Genomic DNA, 16,457 nt, shown 5'->3' with positions numbered 1-16,457 from the left:
AACTGTCGCCACTAACCTTACGAGCATGGTGAGCAAACCGTTGCACGCCCTCGCGCTGCCGCCTGGACCCCGGCTGTTCGCCGCGATTCGCGACGCCCTGACCGGCGACGGCCCCGCCGTGCTCCCCCTGCCGCCCGGCGACGCGCGCGCGACCCTCGCGGCCCTGCGCCCCACCCATCTCGACGGGGTACGGCAGGCCGGCGGAGAAGGCGTGCCCGGCGACGTCGCGGTGGTGATCGCGACCAGCGGCAGCACCGGCGTGCCCAAGGGCGTCATGCTCACCGGAGGGGCGCTGCGCGCATCGGCAGAGGCGTCGCTGCGCCACCTGAAGGCGGCCAAGGGCGAGCGCTGGCTGTGCTGCCTGCCGCCCTCGCACGTGTCCGGGCTGCAGGTGCTGGTCAGGTCGGTGCTCACCGACAGCGAGCCGATCATCCACGACGGCTTCTCCCCCGAGGCGGTGCTGCGCGCCGGGGCCGAGCACGTGTCGCTGGTGCCGACCCAGCTCCACCGGCTGGTCGAGCGGGGCGCGGACCTGTCGGTGTTCCGCTCGATCCTGCTCGGCGGCGCGGCCCCCCGGCCCGGCCTGCTGCAGGAGGCCGCGGCGCTCGGCGCCAGGATCGTCACGACGTACGGGATGAGCGAGACCAGCGGCGGCTGCGTGTACGACGGCCGCCCCCTTTACAATGTAGATCTCAAGATCGGAGGGGACGGCCGGGTACGGATCGCCGGTCCCGTCCTGTTCTCCGGCTACCGCTTCGGCGCGGCGCCGTTCGAGGACGGCTGGTTCGTCACCTCCGACCTCGGCGAGCTGAACGGCGGGCGGCTGCGCGTGCTCGGCCGGGCCGACGACGTCATCAACACCGGCGGCGAGAAGGTCGTGGCCGGGGTCGTGGCCGGAGTGCTCGGCGAGCACCCCGAGGTCGCCGACGTGGCGGTCGTCGGCGGCCCCGATCCGGAGTGGGGCGAGCGCGTGGTCGCCGTCGTCGTGCCCGCCGACCCCGCGCGCCCGCCCACCCTCGACCAGCTCCGCGCCTATGCCAAAGACCGGCTGCCGGCCTACGCCGCCCCGCGTGAGCTGCGGCTTCTCCCCCGATTGCCACTACTGCCGAATGGAAAAACCGATCTCGCCCTGTTGCGGGCCGGAACCTGACGCGGCCCTGCTGCGTCATAGGTGGCGAGAGAAAGAGGGAGCGCTTCATGAACCAGACCCGCAAGATGTGGGCGTCCGCGGCGGTCGTCGGCGTGATCCTCGTCGGTGGCGCCACAGTCGCGGCAGCCGCCTCGGCGGGCCGGGCCGACCAGGCCCGGGACGAGACATCGGCGGAGGTCAAGAAGATCACCCCGGCGCCCACGCCCACCCCGACCGACGGCATCGTCGTCTCCCACGACATCAATCCCGACCCCTCCAAGGTCCTGGAGCACTGGACCGGGGAGCGCATGGAGGGAGCCGAGCCGATGCCGATGCCCGAGGTCGAGCTGAAGCCAGGAGAGTTCGAACTGGCGGAGTGAATTCCCGCAGGGTGTGGGGTGGATCGCATTCTCGGCGGTCCACCCTTTTTTACCCGGTCCGGGAACAAATGACGGCGAATGACGTTATTGATACTGGTGCGTCGAGCGGCCACACCGCCCCACCACAACTGCCTGATCGCTTCGACTCCGTATGGAGGAGGTGTCCTCATGCCCAGAACCGCCGTGGCGACCCCGCCCGCGACCCTCGACCAGCTCCTTGACCGAGGGCGAGCTCAGGGTCACCTTTCTCTTTCGGAACTACGCGACGCGTTCGCACTCGCCGGCATCAGCCCCTCGGAGGGCCGTTCCATCCTGCGCGAGCTGACCGAGGCCGGGGTGAGCCTGGCCGCGGAGAACGAGCCCGCCCTGGCCAAGTCCGCCGCCGCGCCCAAGGCCGGCAAGAAGACCACCACCAGGAAGACCACCGCCAAGAAGGGCGCCGCCGCGAAGACGGCCGCCGCGCCGAAGGCCGCCGAGCAGGCCGTGCCCGAGCAGGCGTCCGCCGAGGACGAGCCGGACGAGCCGACCATGTCCGCCGAGGACGCCGAGCTGGAGCAGGAGCCGCTCGACCTCGACGACAACCAGTCCGTCATGGGCGACTCGGTGCACACCTACCTCAAGTCGATCGGCCGCCGCACGCTGCTGACCGCCGCCGAGGAGGTCGAGCTGGCCAGGCGGATCGAGGCCGGCCTGTACGCCGAGTACAAGCTCGACAGCGACCAGAACTGCCCCGCGGCGGTGCGCGAGGACCTGGAACTGGTCATCGAGGACGGCCGGCAGGCCAAGGACCACATGCTGGAGGCGAACCTGCGGCTGGTGGTGTCGGTGGCCAAGAAGTACACCGACCGCGGCATGTCGCTGCTGGACGTGGTCCAGGAGGGCAACCTCGGGCTGATCCGCGCCGTGGAGAAGTTCGACTACACCAAGGGCTTCAAGTTCTCCACCTACGCCATGTGGTGGATCAGGCAGGCCATCCAGCGTGGCTTCGCCGACTCCGCCCGCACGATCCGGCTGCCGGTTCACGTGCTGGAGATGCTGTCGAAGCTGTCGCGGATCGAGCGCGACATGCACCAGCGCCTCGGCCGCGAGCCCACGCCGGAGGAACTGGCCGTCGAGCTGGACAAGACCCCCGACCAGATCGAGGACCTGCTGCGCACCAGCCGCCAGCCCATCTCCCTGAACGCCACGATCGGCGAGGACGGCGAGACCACGATCGGCGACCTCATCGAGGACGTCGACTCGCCCGAGGCCTCCGAGATCGTCGACCGCCAGTTGCTGGGCGACCAGCTCCGCGGCGTGCTCGACAACCTCTCGCCGCGCGAGTCCAAGATCATGGCGCTGCGGTTCGGCCTGGTGGACGGCAAGCCGCACACCCTGGACGAGATCGGCAAGCACCTCGGCCTGACCCGCGAGCGGATCCGCCAGCTCGAGAAGGAGTCGCTCTCCAAGCTCCGCCACCCGAGCAACACGCGCCCGCTCCTGGACTGGGCGAGCTGACCCGACCGGAACGGCCCGGCACCCCGCGCGGGGTGCCGGGCCGTTCCGCTTGCCGCCGCAAGACCGTCATGTCCGGTACGGCGGGCCGTCACCCCAGGGTGCCGAACTGTCCACCCTCTGTAGTGTGATAATTACGACATGACCGTCTTTGCCGGAGGCAAGATCGAGGCATTTGTCGGCCCCACCGAACTGGGCGCCGCCGACGACCTCGAGCAGGTGATCATCGATTTCATCGGCGGCGCCAAGCGGTACCTCGACATCGCCGTCCAGGAGCTCGACTCCGAGCCCATCGCCCAGGCCATCCTCGACGCCCGCTTCCGCGGCGTGGACGTGCGCATGGTCCTGGAACAGGACTACCTGATCTCCGCCAAGCTCCCGAGCGTCACCCCGAAGGCCGGTGAGGACGAGGCCGCCGCCCGTCACCGCGTGCAGTGGGGCCAGGAGAGCGGCGCCAAGAGCCTGGAGCCCAACCGGAAGATCCTCGCCGCGCTGCTGCGCTGCAACGTCGACGTCAAGGCCGACTACAACCCGGCGATCTTCCACCAGAAGTTCATCATCCGCGACTTCCGCGAACGCCCGATGCCCGGCTCGGCCATCCTGTCCGGCTCGGCGAACTTCACCGACACCGACTGCCACCGCAACCTCAACCACATCGTGGTCTTCAACGACGCCCGCGTCTGCCGCGAGTACACCACCGAGTTCGCCCAGATGCGCGCGGGCCAGTTCGGCCGCGGCGCCCACGGCAAGGTCCCCATGGCCTTCAACCTCAACGGCGTGCCGGTCAAGATCCTGTTCGCGCCCGACCACGCGCCCGAGCTGGAGATCATGAAGCAGATGCTCAAGGCGGCCAGGCGGGTCGACTTCGCGATCTTCACCTTCTCCGGCTCCTCCGGCATCGACGACGCCATGATCGCGCTGGCCGCGGCCAAGCGCACGGTCACCGGCGTCATGGACCCCGGCCAGGGCGCCCAGACCTGGGCCGCCACCCACGACCTCGACCGCGCCCACATCGAGCTGTACTTCCCCAAGCGCTCGGCCGCCTTCGGAAAGCTGCACCACAAGCTCATGGTCATCGACGAGGCTGTGGTCGTCGCCGGGTCCTTCAACTACACCGCTCCGGCCAACAACTACAACGACGAGAACATCTTCGTCATCGGCAGCCCCTACCCGGACCTGCCCAAACGCGAGGGCGGCCCGGTCGACCCGGCCGCCTGCGCCGAGCTCGCCCGCTTCTTCCGCACCGAGATCGAGCGCATGGAGGCCGCCGGCGAACGGTTCATCGGCAAGCCCTGATCCCCTGGCGCGGCGCCGTGCGGGGGCGCGACAATGCGCTGGAGGGAGGGGCGATGGGGGACAAGATCTGGGTCCTGCGCAACAGCGGCATCCTGTCCACCGGCAAGGACGCGGTCAACATCATCCAGCCGGTCGTCCAGGCCGCTCCCCCGGTCCCTGCCGCCACGGTGCGCAGTCCGTCGCCTCTGGTGCGATTGCGTTCGCCGGCCGCGGCCGGTCCGCTGTTCGTGGGGCGGGACAGGGAGCTGGCGGGGCTGGTCAAGGCGCTCGGGCGGCGCTCCGGCGCGATGGCGCAGGTGCTCACGGGGCTGGGCGGGATCGGGAAGTCCACGCTGGCCGCGCAGTACGCCCGCGGCCGCAGGCACAACCCCGTCTGGTGGATCGACGCCGGGGATCCCGCCCAGATCGACCTCGGGCTGGAGGCGCTGGCCCTGCGGCTCTACCCGGCCGGCGCGCCGGAGCGGCCCGTGGAGTGGGCCAAGCAGTGGCTGGCCGGCCACAAGGGATGGCTGCTGATCCTCGACAACGTGGCCAGGCCGGCCGAGGTCGCCGAGCTGATCGGCTCGCTGCCCGGCGGGCGGTTCCTGGTGACCAGCAGGCAGGGCGCCGGGTGGGAGGGCATCGCGGTGCCCGTCCGGCTGGGGGTGCTGTCGGCGGGCGAGGCCGTAGACATGCTGGAGCGGCGCGTGGGCGATCGCGGGCTGCTCGACGGCGGCGAGGAGCTGTGCGCGGCGCTCGGCGGGCTGCCGCTCGCGATCGAGATGGCCGCGCACTACCTCACCCAGAACCGGATCACGGCGCGGACGTATCTGGAACGACTTTCCGCCGACGGCACGATCCTGGACTGGACGCACGAGGGCGGGGACCTCGACCGGACCGTCGCGCGGACCTGGCGGGTCACGCTGGACGGGATCGCCGCCCGGCACGGGCCGCTGCCGGGCCGGACGCTGGGCATCCTGGGGTGGCTCGCCTCGGACGACGTCCCGCTCGGCCTGCTCCCGGAGGACGGCGCCGCCGCCGGGCACCTGGCCGCGTACGGGCTGGTCAACCTGACCGAGGGCGCGCTCTCCCTGCACCGGCTGGTCCAGGCGGTGAGCAGGACGCCCGAGTCCCGGCGGCTGGCGGGGCTGGCTCTGCGCGGCGCGTGGAAGGACGGGCCGGAACCGGCGGCGCGGCTGGCGCCGCACGTCGCCGCCTACGTCGCGGCGGGCGGCCTCGCCGAACTCGACGACACCTCGGCCGACCTCGCCTGGATCCACGCCGCCCACCTGGTGCGCACCGGGTCGCGGCGGGAGGCCGTGGCCTTCGCCGAACGGACGATCGCCGCGCACGAGGGGTCAGGACACCCGGCCCTGCTGTCGCTGCGGACGACCCTGGCCCTGCTGCGCCAGCCGCTCGAACCTCTGGAGGTCACGATCGGCGCGTTCGAGCGGCTGGTCGCGGACAAGGAGCGGGTGCTCGGTCCCGGCGCGCTCGACACCCTGGAGACCCGGTTGGAGCTCGGCGGGCTCTACGTCCGGCACGACGAGTACCGCCGGGCTTTCGACCACTACCGGCGGCTCGCCACGGACGCCGAACGCGCCCTCGGCGCCAACCACTCCCTCACCCTGCAGGCCAAGTGGGATCTGGCCGAGGCGTACCTGGGCTCCGACATCAGGTGGCGGGCCGGTCACACGGTCCTGGTGCTCTCCCTCTGGTTCTCCGTCCTCACCGGCCTGGAGGAGACCCGGGGGCCCGGCGACCAGACCACCCGCGAGATCGGCCTGACGATCGCCCGGTACGTGAGCGCGCTCGCGCTGCACGACGACCCGGCGACCAGGAGGATCCTCCGCCTGGTCGGCGCGGCCGAACGGATCCGGCGCCGGTTGAAGCGGCTGGAGGCCGGTTAGGATGCGGGCATGGGCGTACGCGCACGGCCACGGGTGACGGGCAGGCGGGTCCTGCTGCTGCTGTCGGTGCCGCTCGGGGTGGGGGCCGCGGTGGCTTCCAACCAGGTGCTCACCGACGACGGGTGGAGCTGGGTGTGGACCGGCGTCGCCCTCGCGGTGGCCACGGCCGCCGCGCTGGTCGCCTACTGGCTGACCCGGCCCCCCGCGGCTCCAGCCACCACGCCCGGCACCGAAGCCACCACGCCCAACGGCGAGCGGTCCGTCGTCGTCACCGGCGACAACAGCGGGATCATCTCGACCGGCGACGGCGCGACCAACATCCAGCAGCGGTGACCGCCCAAGGCTAGGCGGCCACCCCTGCGGGGCGGCGCACCGGGGCCGTGGCCACGATCCGGCCGGTGGCGGTGTCGATGGCCGAGACCAGGTGGGCGCGGGTGCTGCACACGTACAGGAGCGTTCCGTCCGGGGACAGGGTGACCGCCTCCGGGCTCTCGCCGACCTCGGACCTGGAGACGATCCGCCTGGTCGCGGTGTCGATGCCGAGGACGCTCCTGCTGTAGTAGTGGGTGACGTAGACCCGGTCGTGGCCGGGCGAGGCGGCGATGCCGTAGGGGCCGGACTCGACGCCGACGGTGGCGACCTCCTCGTGGGTGGCCGCGTCCAGGACCAAAACGTCGTTGTCCTGGCCGGGCAGGTTGGCGCCGGTGGTGGTGACGTAGACGTGGGCGCCGTCGCGGGTCACGGCGACGCCGTTGGGGTGCGGGCCGACGGGGAGCGTGGCGACCACCTCGCCCGCGGCGGTGTCGATCACCGACAGGTCGTGGCTCTCGAAGTTGGTCACGTACAGCCGCCCGCCCGACAGCGCGGGGGCGGCGGCGTTGCGGCCGACCGTGATCGTGCGGGTCACGGTGTCGCGGCGCAGGTCGATCACCGACACGTCGCTGCTCTGGTAGTTGGTGACGTAGGCGTGGCGGGCCTCGGGGTCGGCGACGATGCCGCCCGGGTGGTCGCCGACGGGGATGCGGTCCACGACCGCCAGAGTGGCGGTGCCGACGACGGTGACGCTCCGCCCGGCGAAGTCGGTGACGTACAGCCGCTCGCCCACGAGCGCCGGCGCGTACGGCCGCTCCCCCGCGCCGACGCTCGCCACGTGTTGCAGGGTGCGGGCGTCGAGAACGGCCACGGACGAGGTGTCCGGGCTGGCCACGTAGATCCGGCCGCTCATGGGCCCGAGGCGGGCAGGAGCTGGCCTGCCGCGAGGTCGCGGTAGAGGCCGTCGGCCGCGAGCAGTTCCCGGTGCGTTCCCACGGCGCGCACTCTGCCCTCCTCCAGGACGATGATGGCGTCGGCGTTGACCACCGTGGACAGCCGGTGGGCGATGACGATGACGGTGGTGGTGGCGGCAATGTCCTCGACCGCCTGGCGCAGGGCCAGCTCGGAGGCGGCGTCGAGCTGGGAGGTGATCTCGTCGAGCAGCAGCAGCCGCGGACGGCGCAGCAGCGCGCGGGCGACGGCCACGCGCTGGCGCTGCCCGCCGGACAGCGTCGTGCCCCGGTGGCCGATCGGCGTGTCGAGCCCCAGCGGCAACTGGTCGAGCAGAGGCGTGAGCCTGGCGCGTGCCAGCACCTCGCGGATCTCCTCGTCGCCGGCGTCGGGCGCGGCGTAGCGCAGGTTGTCGCGCAGTGTCCCGGCGAGGATGGGCGCGTCCTGTTCGACGTAGCCGATGGCGGCGCGCAGGTCGGCCAGCGGCCAGTCGCGCACGTCCCGCCCGTCCACCTCGACGGCGCCTTCCTCGGCGTCGTAGAAGCGCTCCAGCAGCGCGAACAGCGTGCTCTTGCCCGCTCCCGACGGTCCCACGACCGCGGTCATGGTCCTGGCCGCGACGGTGATGTCCACGTCCTTGAGTACGGCGGCGCCGCCGTACCCGAACCGCACGCCGCGGAAGCCGACCGAGGCCCCGCCGCCGTTCCGGACCGCGGGCTCGGCCAGCGGCTCGGCGGGCAGGCGGTCGACCTCCTGGAGGCGGCGGACCGCGGCCAGCCCCACCTGCACCTGCCCGAGCGCGGACATGACCTGCCCGATCGGGCCGGACAGGTACATGAGGCAGAACAGGAACATGATCAGCGAGGGCAGCGAGAGCGTGCCCTGGCTCACCCGCAGGCCGCCGAGGCCGAGGACCACGAGGAAGGTGACCTGGGTCGAGAGGGTCCCGGCCACGCCGGTGGCCGACTGCCAGCGGGCGGCGGTGATCGCGTGCCGCCACGCCGTACCGGAGGCCGCGGCGGCGCGGGCGCTCTCGCGGCGCTCGGCGCCGCTGGCCTTGACGGTCCGGTAGGCGCCGAGCACGCGCTCCACGATCGCGCCGAGCAGCCCGACGGCGGTCTGGGTGCGGTGGGCGGCGGCCGAGACGCGCGGCATGACCAGCGCCATCCCGGCCAGCGTGAGCGCCAGGACGGCGGCGGTGGCGCCGAGCAGCACCAGGTCGGTGGTGGCCATGAGCGTGATCGCGCCGACGCCGAGGACCAGGCCGGTGGCCCCGCTGACGATCGCGCTGGTGGTCGCCGAGCGCAGCAGCGTGATGTCGGAGGTGAGCCTGGACATGAGGTCGCCGGGTTCGAGCCGGTCGAAGTCGGCCAGGCGCAGGCGGAAGATCCGCTCGGTGAGCCGGTCGCGGGCGGCGCGCACGACGTTCTCGCCGGCGACCTCCAGGACGTAGCGGCCACAGGCCGACAGCACGGCGCCGGCGACGAGCAGCGAGGTGAGCAGGACGAGCGTGGCCAGCACCGGGGTTCCCGCCAGGAGGTCCTCGGTGACCATCTTGGCCGCCACGGGCTGGATCAGCCCGGCGGCGCCGCCGGCCAGGCCGAGCAGGCCGCCGGCCAGGATCCGGGTGCGGTGCGGGCGTACCTGGGCCAGCAGGGTGCGCCAGGCGGCCATCACGGGCCCCAGGTGACGGGCAGGCGGGTCACGCCCTGCAGCGACAGGGCGGGTTTGACCGGCAGGCTGTCCGGCGCGACGCTCAGGCGCAGCGTGGGCAGGCGGTCGAGCAGCGCGGTGAGGGCGGCCTCCAGCTCTGCTCTGGCCAGGTTGTTGCCGAGGCACTGGTGCGGGCCGTGGCCGAAGGCCAGGTGTCGGGCGGCGCGGCGGTCCAGGTCTAGGTCGCCGGGGAAGGCGGCTTCGTCGCGGTTGGCGGCGGCCAGCAGCACCACCACGCCGTCGCCCTGCCTGATCAGGTGGTCGCCGAGCGGGATGTCGGCGGTGGCGACCCTCGGCAGGGGGTCGGCGACGGTCACATAGCGCAGCAGTTCGTCGACGGCCCGCTCGACGGGCTGAGCGCCGAGCGCCTTGAGGCCGCCCGGCCTGGTCAGGAGCGTGAGCACGCTCAGGGCGAGGGTGTTGGCGGTGGTCTCGTGCCCGGCGACGACCAGCATGGCGGCGGTCTCGCGCGCCTGCCGTTCGCTCAGCGTCCCGTCGGCGACCCGGCGGGCGAGGGCGGAGAGCACGTCGTCGCCGGGACGCTCCGCCTTGTCGCGCAGGAGCCTGGCCAGGAGGTCGTAGACCACGCGGAACGGCGGGCCCGTGGCCGGGTCGAGCAGCGTGGGCCAGCGCAGGTGGCCGGTGAACAGCTCCCGGTCCTCCTCCGGCACGCCGAGCACCGCGCAGAGCGTCAGCGCGGGCAGCGGCGCGGCCAGGGCGCTGACCAGGTCGGCGGGCGGGCCCTCGTCGATCATCGTGGTGATCAGGCCGTCGGCCAGCGCGCGCAGGTGCGGGCGCAGCTCGCGGACCCGGCGCAGGCTGAAGTGGGTGATGACCGTCCTGCGGTGCTCGCCGTGCAGGGGGTCGTCCATCTCGACGAAGCTCAGCGCCTGCCGCTTGCGCTCCGGGTCGGGCGGCGGCGCGCCCTTCTCCGCGGCCAGGTGGGGGTGGCCGGGGCGCAGGGGGTCGGACGACAGCCGGGGGTCGGCCAGCAGGGCGCGGGCCTGCTCGTAGCCGGTGACGGTCCAGACCCGGCTGCCGTCGCGCAGGACGGCGGGGGCCAGCGGGCCGTGCTCGCGCAGGCGGTCGTAGCCGGGCGGCGGGTGGTAGGGGCAGCCGCGGGGCATCGGGATCTCCGGCAGTTCGGTCATGGCGTGGCCTCCCGTGGGACCCGCAGCAGGACGCGGTGGTAGCCGGGCGGGGCGGGCTCGTCGACGGGCAGCCCCTCGGCCAGGACCCAGGCGTGCGCGCCGAACGGGGGCAGCACCCGCACGCCCGCGCACCAGACCGGCCAGCTCCCCCGCGACCTGCACAGCAGCGCGGTCGCGATCGAGCGCGGCAGGCAGCCCTTCGGGCTCGCGCACGCCCGGCTGGTGCGGGTGACCACCTCGCGGGCCCGGCTGGCCTCGGCGTAGGTGGCCGGGCGGCTGCCCGCGCTCACCCGGTTCAGCACCTTGACGATCGTGCTCGGCGAGCGCCTGGCCAGGATCTTCGCCGCCAGGACGGCAAGGCGGGCGCGCCAGCGCTCCGGCGGCGGGTACGCCCGCGGCGCCAGCGGCATCGTGGGGTCGACGCTCATGCCGGCCTCCGTACGAGGATGCCCATGCTCAGGAGGCTGTTCATGAGGGAGGCGACGTCCTGGGCGGCCTCGCCGCCGTCCACGTCGAAGGCGGCCACGAGCCGGTCCACGGCGTGCCCGGGGTCGCCCGACTCCAGGGCGGAGCGCAGCACGACGGCCCCGGTGGGGTTGAGGCTCCAGTACTGGCCGCGGACCTCGTGGAGCAGGGCGATGCCGTACTCGGTGTCGACGGCGGAGATGTCAGGCGCCAGCGCGTACACGCTCGTCCTCCTTCACGGTGCGCAGCCACATCTCGCACGCCAGCGTGGGCTCGATGCGGCGGTGCTGGGTGAGCACGTCGATCGGCCCGCGGCAGGTGGCGCGGAAGAGGTCCTGGTCGATGAGGCCGAGCTCGCCCAGCAGGCTGTCCTCGGCGAGTGCCATGATCTGGTCGCGGTGCGCCCTGCTGCCCATGACCGCGCTGGCGGAGGTCTCCGACTTCGTGGTACGGCCCAGCGTCGCCGCCGGCACGATGCCGCGCATGGCGTCGGCCAGCACCGGCTTGTACCTGGCCGGGTCGTAGCGGTCGGCGGGCCGGGCGGCCAGCGCCGCCTCGACGACGCGGTCGTCGAAGAAGGGCGCCGACAGGGTGATGCCCTGGGCGGCGGCGATCTGCTGGAAGTCGCCGACCATCTGGCAGCCGCCGTGGACGGCGGCGAGGTTGTGGTGCGCGCCGCGCCCTGCGGCCAGCGGCGGATGGCGCTCGGCGGCGGCGCGCAGTTCGCCGGCGGCCAGTTCGACCGCGTACGGCGTCGCCCACGCGGGCATGGTCGGCGGCAGGTCCCAGCCGAGCGCCGGCCCGTCCACGCCGTTCCCGTCGCAGCCGAGGCGATCGGCGGCGGCCCGCATCCACGCGTCGTACGCCCTGCCGGTCACCAGGTGCCGCAGCGTGTGCCGCAGCGGCCAGCGGTTCTTGGCCGAGGCCGTCAGCAGGTGGCGCATCCCGGTGAGCGGCGCCTGCCTGATCAGCGTGGGCAGCCAGGTGGGCAGCATCGTGGCGGCCTCGTCCCCGCCCAGCCCGGCCAGGTGGACGGCGGGCCCGTACGCCTGGCCGCGCCGCAGGATGTGCATGAGGCGGCTGCGGTGGTGCAGGAGCAGGAACGGCGCGTCGAAGCGCTCACGGGCGCCGAGCATGTCGTGGTAGACCAGCGGGCACTCCCCCGCGGAGATGATCTCGTGCCGCACCGGGTGTCCCCCGGCGGCCAGCGCGGCGACGGTGCGTTCCGCCCAGAGCACGTCCTCGTCCATGGGGTCGGGCTGGGCGGCGGTCAGGGCGACGACGCCGGCGCCGGTGCGGGCGGCCAGGGAGCAGATCGAGGAGGAGTCCATGCCGCTCAGGTGCGCGACCACCGTGCGGCCGGGGCCCGCGCGCAGGGCGACGGCCTCGCCGAGCGCGGTTCTGAGCGCCGCGACGGCCTCCTCGCGCTCCAGCAGCTCGGGCAGGCGCCACCAGCGGGCCGTCGTGAGCCCGCCGCGCTCGTCCAGGACGGCGTCGTGGCCGGGCGGCACGGACTCGACGCCGTCCCAGACCGGCAGCCAGTTGAGCGGCCACGGCGGGTGGGCGAACAGGAGCCGGGTGGCGAGCCTGGCCGGGTTCGGCGCGGCGCCGGTCAGCCCGGCCAGCACCAGGGCCCGGTTCCCGGCCACGGTCGTCCCGTCCACCCGGCAGGTGTAGACCCTGCGCAGCCCCGAGGCGGTGCCGCGCACCCGGACCCTTCCGCCCTCGGAGACCAGCAGGTACGCGCTGCCGGGGAGGGAGGCCGACAGGTCGTGCTCACGCCCCTCGCTCGCCGTGTGCTCGCTCGTCCCATGCTCGCCGAACAGCGCCACCGCCCTGCCGGGGCCTCTGCGTACGGTGAGCGTGCCGGGCGGCCACCGGCCGATGAGCCACGGCCGTCCCGAGGGGTGGCTCACCTCGCGCGCGCCCTCGTGGCGGTCGAGGATGCGCCGGGCCACGGCCGTGCTCTCCTCCCGGTCGGGCAGGACGGTGAACCATGGGTCTTCTGTCGCGGACAAGGTCGTTCTCCCCTCCTGCGCGGTACGGCAGGCGGTGTGGGTGCCGCCTGCCGTACCTCATGGGCGGTTAACGGCAGTAGTTCGGGTAGATCCACTCCCAGTGGGGGCCGCCGCAGCCGCCGTTGGTCAGGGTGTGGAAGTCGCCGGCGAACGTGATCTCCGGGCGTTCGTAAACGCGCATGTCATTCACCTCCAAGGGGTTGTCCGCTACCAGTCGAGACGGTCGGTAAGCCATTCCCAGACACAGCCGCAGCCGGCGTTCGTGAGGGCCGTGAATCCGCCTTCCAGCGTGATTTCCGGACGTTCGTAGACCCGCATTTCAGCTCACCTCCTTTCGTGTTCCGCTGTCGAGGACGGCGCTGCGCTCGGGCTCCGGTTCCCGGACCGGGGCGGGACGGTCCGGCGCGAGCGCCTCGATCCCGGTCATCAGCCGCAACATGCGGGCCAGCAGCAACGTCAGCACCGTCAGCCACACCAGCGCCCCGTAGACGAGGATCGTGGTCATGCCCGTCTCCTTTCGCGGTGTGCCGCCTGGACGGTCAGGTAGGTCCCGAAGGCCGCGGGCAGGCCGATCACCAGGACTGTCAGACCGATCGCGTCCGCCACCGCCCCCGCGTTCACGGCGGGCGCCCCGGTCAGGTACACCACCAGCGCGGCCAGCGCGCCGGCCGCCATCGCCGCCGCGCGCACCGGCGTCACCCAGGACAGGTGCGCCTGCCCGAACAGGCACCCGCAGGCGAACCGGTCGCCGCGGGCGAGCGCCGGCACCGAGATCGCGATGAAGCTCAGCGACAGCAGCCCGGCCATCGCGCAGCCCGCCGTGGCCAGCGGCGGCGGCCCCAGCAGCGCGGCCGCGGTGAGCAGTTCCACCGCGCCGAGCCCGACGGCGAACGCGGCGCTCTCCTTGCGCATCACCCGGAACTGCACCGCCGCGCGGGCGGCCGAGCCCGGCCTGACGACCTTGCCCACCCCCGCGACGCCGAACAACAGGGCCAGGACGAGCCGCGCCGCCAGCACCAGCGGCGGCGCGAGCGATTCCCACGAAGTCGTTATGACGCTCACGGGTCCGACACTGCGTCGGTCTTGCCCGTCTCACCAGGGAAATGAGATGCGATGAGAAATCGGGGCGGGATGAGCTGCGCATTTGCCCCGGTTCGTCGCGCCGCGCCGTCATCCGCCGGATGGCATGGTGGGAAATGACGGAGGCCGTCATGACGGGGGGACGGATGCCGGAATCTGCGGCACGCCAACAATTCGCGTTGTTACTGCAGTCATGGAAAAAGCGGTCCGGTCGCAGCTATCAGGCGCTGGGCCGCAGGCTGGAGCTGAGCCATTCGACGGTGCACCGGTTCTGTACCGGCAAGCAGTTGCCGCAGGACGCGGCGCTGGTCGACCGGCTGGCCGCCGCGCTGGGGGCCGACCGGCAGGAGGCGGAGATCCTGCGCGGGGTGTGGCGGCTGGCGCTGGCCGTACCGCTGGGCAGGCCGGAGCGCGGGCACGACAGCGGGGCGGGGGCCACTGCGGGGAGCGCTGCGGGCGGCGCATCGGGGAGCGCTGCGGAGGGTGCGGCGGAGGAGGCGCCGCACGACGACCTGCCGCGCGACATCGCCGACTTCACCGGGCGGGCCGAGGAGCTGGGCACGCTGCTCAAGGCGGGCGGCACGCCCAGCGGCGTCTGGACCGTGGACGGGATGGCGGGCGTGGGCAAGACGACGCTCGTCCTGCACGCGGCGCACCAGCTCAAGGAGGGCTATCCGGACGGCCGGATCTTCCTCGACCTGCACGGCCACACCGCGGGGGTCGCGCCGATGCCGGCCGCGGACGCGCTCAAGGCGCTGCTGGGGGCGGCGGGCGTGCCGGAGGAGGGCATCCCGGCCGAGCCGGGGCGGCGTGCCTCGCTGTGGCGTTCGGCCCTGGCCAGGCGGCGCATGCTGATCGTCCTGGACAACGCGGTGGACGCCGAGCAGGTGCTCCCGCTGTTACCCGGGGCCACGCCGTCCCTCATGATGATCACCAGCCGGGCCCGGCTGGTGGACCTGGACGGCACGGGCACGATCACGCTCGCGGAGCTGAGCGCCGAGGACGCCCTGGCCATGTTCATGAAGATCGCCGACGCGGGGCCGCCCGCCGACCTCGGCGACGCCGAGGAGACGGTACGGCTGTGCGGCTACCTCCCCCTCGCCATCAGGATCGCCACCGCCCGGCTGCGCCACCGCCTGTCGTGGACGCCCGGCCACCTCAACGACAAGCTGCGCCAGGAGCACCGCCGCCTGGCCGAGCTGCACGCGGGCAGCCGCAGCGTCATCGCCGCCTTCGCCACCTCCTACGGCAAGCTGGCCGGGCCCGCCCGGCGGATGTTCCGCCTGCTGGGCCTGATCCCCGGCGTGGACGTGGACCTGGCCGGCGCCGCCGCGCTGACCGGCCAGCCGGTCGAGGACGCCGAGGCCGTGCTGGAACAGCTCATCCAGGCACACCTGCTGCAGCGCCCGTCGGCCGACCGCTACCGCTTCCACGACCTGGTCCGCGACTACGCGCGGGCGGTGCTGACCGAGCAGGAGCCCGAGGAGCAGCGGCAGGAGGCGCTGGGCCGCATCGTCGAGCACTACCTGCGCGTCGCCGACCACGCCGCCGAGCTGATCGAGCCCAGCAGGCGCCCCAACCCGCCCTCGGGCACGAACCCGGCCGCCGCCCCCGCCGTGCGCCTGGCCGACCGCCGGGAGGCGGTCGCCTGGCTCGAACGCGAGCTGCCCAACCTGATCGCCGCGGTCGAGTGCGCCGCCGCGGGCGGCCTGCTCGTGCAGACCTGGCAGCTCGCCCGCTCGCTGTGGCACTTCTTCCTGCTGCGCGGCGACACCCGGGACTGGATCCACACCCACCGGCTGGCCCTGGACGCGGTGCAGGCCCTGGGCGACCGCGAGGGCGAGGCCGAGACGCTCAAGAACCTCGGCGTGGCCTACTGGCTGTCGGACGACCGGGAGGGCGCGATCGCGCTGCACCACCAGGCGCTGGTGCTCGACTGCTGGAACGGCGACCCGGTCGGGCAGGCCAAGACGCTGACCCACCTCGGCTTCGTCCACCACCGCTCGGGCGAGTACGCGGTGGCCGCCGACCACTTCCTGCTGGCCGTCATGCTGTACCGGGAGGTGGGCGATCCGGTGGGCGGCAACCGCGGGCTCAGCGGGCTGGGCGACAGCCTGCGCAGGATGGGGCGGGCGGAGCGGGCCATGCCGTACCTGATGGAGGCGCTGTCGCTGAGCCAGAGCGCGGCCGACCCGTGGGGGGAGATCCAGGCGCGCACGGGGGTGGCGCTGGCCTACCTGGAGGCGGGCGAGGCCGGGCTGGCCTGCCGCCACCTCGTGCGGGCGCTGGAGCTCAGCAGGCTGCTGGGCGACCGGCTGAGCGAGAGCACGGTACGCACCGCCCTGGGCGCGGTCTGGCTGGAGGTGGGCGATGCCGGGATGGCCCGCAGGCACTTCACCAGGGCGCTGACGCTGAGCAGGCAGAGCGGCGACCGCTGGGGGCAGACCGAGGCCAGCGCGGGCCTGAAGGCGGCGGGGACGCGGCAACGGTAAAGGGAGGAAAGATCACCGGTCCCCGGCAGGGCCCCGGCGGGGTCGCGGCGGCGGTGTCCCGCGGCGTCGCTGCCCAGCTCGCCCGCC

At 73.4% G+C, this 16,457-nt stretch carries 15 protein-coding genes; 7 read left to right on the top strand and 8 right to left on the bottom strand.

Annotated elements, in window-relative coordinates; all coding sequences use genetic code 11:
- Positions 1-25: 25 nt before the first annotated feature.
- From ACIBEJ_RS04730 to ACIBEJ_RS04705, 6 genes are all read left to right on the top strand, one after another.
- On the top strand, positions 26-1,150 hold the full coding sequence (locus ACIBEJ_RS04730; protein ID WP_397181228.1) for an AMP-binding protein: 1,125 nt from the start codon (positions 26-28) through the stop codon (positions 1,148-1,150).
- A 47-nt stretch (positions 1,151-1,197) separates the two neighbouring features.
- Positions 1,198-1,509 carry a hypothetical protein gene (locus tag ACIBEJ_RS04725; protein ID WP_397181227.1) on the top strand — a complete coding sequence of 104 codons (312 nt, stop codon included), beginning with the start codon at positions 1,198-1,200 and terminating at the stop codon, positions 1,507-1,509.
- 168 nt (positions 1,510-1,677) lie between these two features.
- Positions 1,678-3,006 (top strand): RNA polymerase sigma factor, encoded by a 1,329-nt coding sequence (locus tag ACIBEJ_RS04720; protein WP_397181226.1) that lies wholly within the window; start codon positions 1,678-1,680, stop codon positions 3,004-3,006.
- Between the two features lie 138 nt (positions 3,007-3,144).
- On the top strand, positions 3,145-4,299 hold the full coding sequence (locus ACIBEJ_RS04715; RefSeq protein WP_397181225.1) for a phosphatidylserine/phosphatidylglycerophosphate/cardiolipin synthase family protein: 1,155 nt from the start codon (positions 3,145-3,147) through the stop codon (positions 4,297-4,299).
- Positions 4,300-4,352: 53 nt separating this feature from the next.
- Entirely contained in the window at positions 4,353-6,188 is a 1,836-nt protein-coding gene (locus ACIBEJ_RS04710) for a hypothetical protein (RefSeq protein ID WP_397181224.1), read from the top strand.
- Positions 6,189-6,197: 9 nt separating this feature from the next.
- Positions 6,198-6,521: a hypothetical protein gene (locus ACIBEJ_RS04705; protein WP_397181223.1), complete on the top strand. Its 324-nt coding sequence runs from the start codon at positions 6,198-6,200 to the stop codon at positions 6,519-6,521.
- Positions 6,522-6,531: 10 nt separating this feature from the next.
- On the opposite strand, the gene ACIBEJ_RS04700 is transcribed toward ACIBEJ_RS04705, so the two are convergent.
- The 8 genes from ACIBEJ_RS04700 to ACIBEJ_RS04665 form a co-directional block, all read right to left on the bottom strand.
- A complete protein-coding gene (locus tag ACIBEJ_RS04700; RefSeq protein ID WP_397181222.1) occupies positions 6,532-7,413 on the bottom strand; it encodes a hypothetical protein in 882 nt (293 codons plus the stop codon).
- Positions 7,410-9,125, bottom strand: coding sequence for an ABC transporter ATP-binding protein (locus tag ACIBEJ_RS04695; RefSeq protein WP_397181993.1), 1,716 nt, complete (start codon positions 9,123-9,125; stop codon positions 7,410-7,412). The genes ACIBEJ_RS04700 and ACIBEJ_RS04695 overlap by 4 nt, the downstream gene beginning before the upstream one ends.
- Positions 9,125-10,315 carry a cytochrome P450 gene (locus ACIBEJ_RS04690; protein ID WP_397181221.1) on the bottom strand — a complete coding sequence of 397 codons (1,191 nt, stop codon included), beginning with the start codon at positions 10,313-10,315 and terminating at the stop codon, positions 9,125-9,127. Before ACIBEJ_RS04690 ends, ACIBEJ_RS04695 begins: the two co-directional genes overlap by 1 nt.
- Positions 10,312-10,743: a lasso peptide biosynthesis B2 protein gene (locus tag ACIBEJ_RS04685; RefSeq protein ID WP_397181220.1), complete on the bottom strand. Its 432-nt coding sequence runs from the start codon at positions 10,741-10,743 to the stop codon at positions 10,312-10,314. The genes ACIBEJ_RS04690 and ACIBEJ_RS04685 overlap by 4 nt, the downstream gene beginning before the upstream one ends.
- Entirely contained in the window at positions 10,740-11,003 is a 264-nt protein-coding gene (locus tag ACIBEJ_RS04680; protein WP_397181219.1) for a lasso peptide biosynthesis PqqD family chaperone, read from the bottom strand. The genes ACIBEJ_RS04685 and ACIBEJ_RS04680 overlap by 4 nt, the downstream gene beginning before the upstream one ends.
- Entirely contained in the window at positions 10,984-12,798 is a 1,815-nt protein-coding gene (locus ACIBEJ_RS04675; protein ID WP_397181218.1) for an asparagine synthase-related protein, read from the bottom strand. Before ACIBEJ_RS04675 ends, ACIBEJ_RS04680 begins: the two co-directional genes overlap by 20 nt.
- A 319-nt stretch (positions 12,799-13,117) precedes the next feature.
- On the bottom strand, positions 13,118-13,303 hold the full coding sequence (locus ACIBEJ_RS04670) for a hypothetical protein (RefSeq protein WP_397181217.1): 186 nt from the start codon (positions 13,301-13,303) through the stop codon (positions 13,118-13,120).
- Positions 13,300-13,860, bottom strand: coding sequence for a MauE/DoxX family redox-associated membrane protein (locus ACIBEJ_RS04665; protein ID WP_397181216.1), 561 nt, complete (start codon positions 13,858-13,860; stop codon positions 13,300-13,302). Before ACIBEJ_RS04665 ends, ACIBEJ_RS04670 begins: the two co-directional genes overlap by 4 nt.
- Before the next feature lie 41 nt (positions 13,861-13,901).
- Here ACIBEJ_RS04665 and ACIBEJ_RS04660 point away from each other — a divergent pair, with 41 nt between their 5' ends.
- Complete coding sequence (locus ACIBEJ_RS04660) at positions 13,902-16,370, top strand: ATP-binding protein (protein WP_397181215.1); 2,469 nt, start codon at positions 13,902-13,904, stop codon at positions 16,368-16,370.
- Positions 16,371-16,457: the final 87 nt, after the last annotated feature.

The organism is Nonomuraea sp. NPDC050790, assembly GCF_044456745.1.
Lineage (GTDB): Bacteria > Actinomycetota > Actinomycetes > Streptosporangiales > Streptosporangiaceae > Nonomuraea.
The sequence above is the reverse complement of the archived record's forward strand: the minus strand, read 5'-3'. Positions and strand labels throughout refer to the sequence as shown.

Excerpts from the sequence above, each read along its gene's own strand:
- ACIBEJ_RS04725 (WP_397181227.1), top strand. The coding sequence starts at position 1,198 with ATGAACCAGACCCGCAAGATGTGGGCGTCCGCGGCGGTCGTCGGCGTG.
- ACIBEJ_RS04670 (WP_397181217.1), bottom strand. The coding sequence starts at position 13,303 with ATGACCACGATCCTCGTCTACGGGGCGCTGGTGTGGCTGACGGTGCTG.
- ACIBEJ_RS04710 (WP_397181224.1), top strand. The coding sequence starts at position 4,353 with ATGGGGGACAAGATCTGGGTCCTGCGCAACAGCGGCATCCTGTCCACC.
- ACIBEJ_RS04730 (WP_397181228.1), top strand. The coding sequence starts at position 26 with ATGGTGAGCAAACCGTTGCACGCCCTCGCGCTGCCGCCTGGACCCCGG.
- ACIBEJ_RS04690 (WP_397181221.1), bottom strand. The coding sequence starts at position 10,315 with ATGACCGAACTGCCGGAGATCCCGATGCCCCGCGGCTGCCCCTACCAC.
- ACIBEJ_RS04695 (WP_397181993.1), bottom strand. The coding sequence starts at position 9,125 with ATGGCCGCCTGGCGCACCCTGCTGGCCCAGGTACGCCCGCACCGCACC.
- ACIBEJ_RS04700 (WP_397181222.1), bottom strand. The coding sequence starts at position 7,413 with ATGAGCGGCCGGATCTACGTGGCCAGCCCGGACACCTCGTCCGTGGCC.
- ACIBEJ_RS04660 (WP_397181215.1), top strand. The coding sequence starts at position 13,902 with ATGAGATGCGATGAGAAATCGGGGCGGGATGAGCTGCGCATTTGCCCC.
- ACIBEJ_RS04720 (WP_397181226.1), top strand. The coding sequence starts at position 1,678 with ATGCCCAGAACCGCCGTGGCGACCCCGCCCGCGACCCTCGACCAGCTC.
- ACIBEJ_RS04685 (WP_397181220.1), bottom strand. The coding sequence starts at position 10,743 with ATGAGCGTCGACCCCACGATGCCGCTGGCGCCGCGGGCGTACCCGCCG.
- ACIBEJ_RS04705 (WP_397181223.1), top strand. The coding sequence starts at position 6,198 with ATGGGCGTACGCGCACGGCCACGGGTGACGGGCAGGCGGGTCCTGCTG.
- ACIBEJ_RS04715 (WP_397181225.1), top strand. The coding sequence starts at position 3,145 with ATGACCGTCTTTGCCGGAGGCAAGATCGAGGCATTTGTCGGCCCCACC.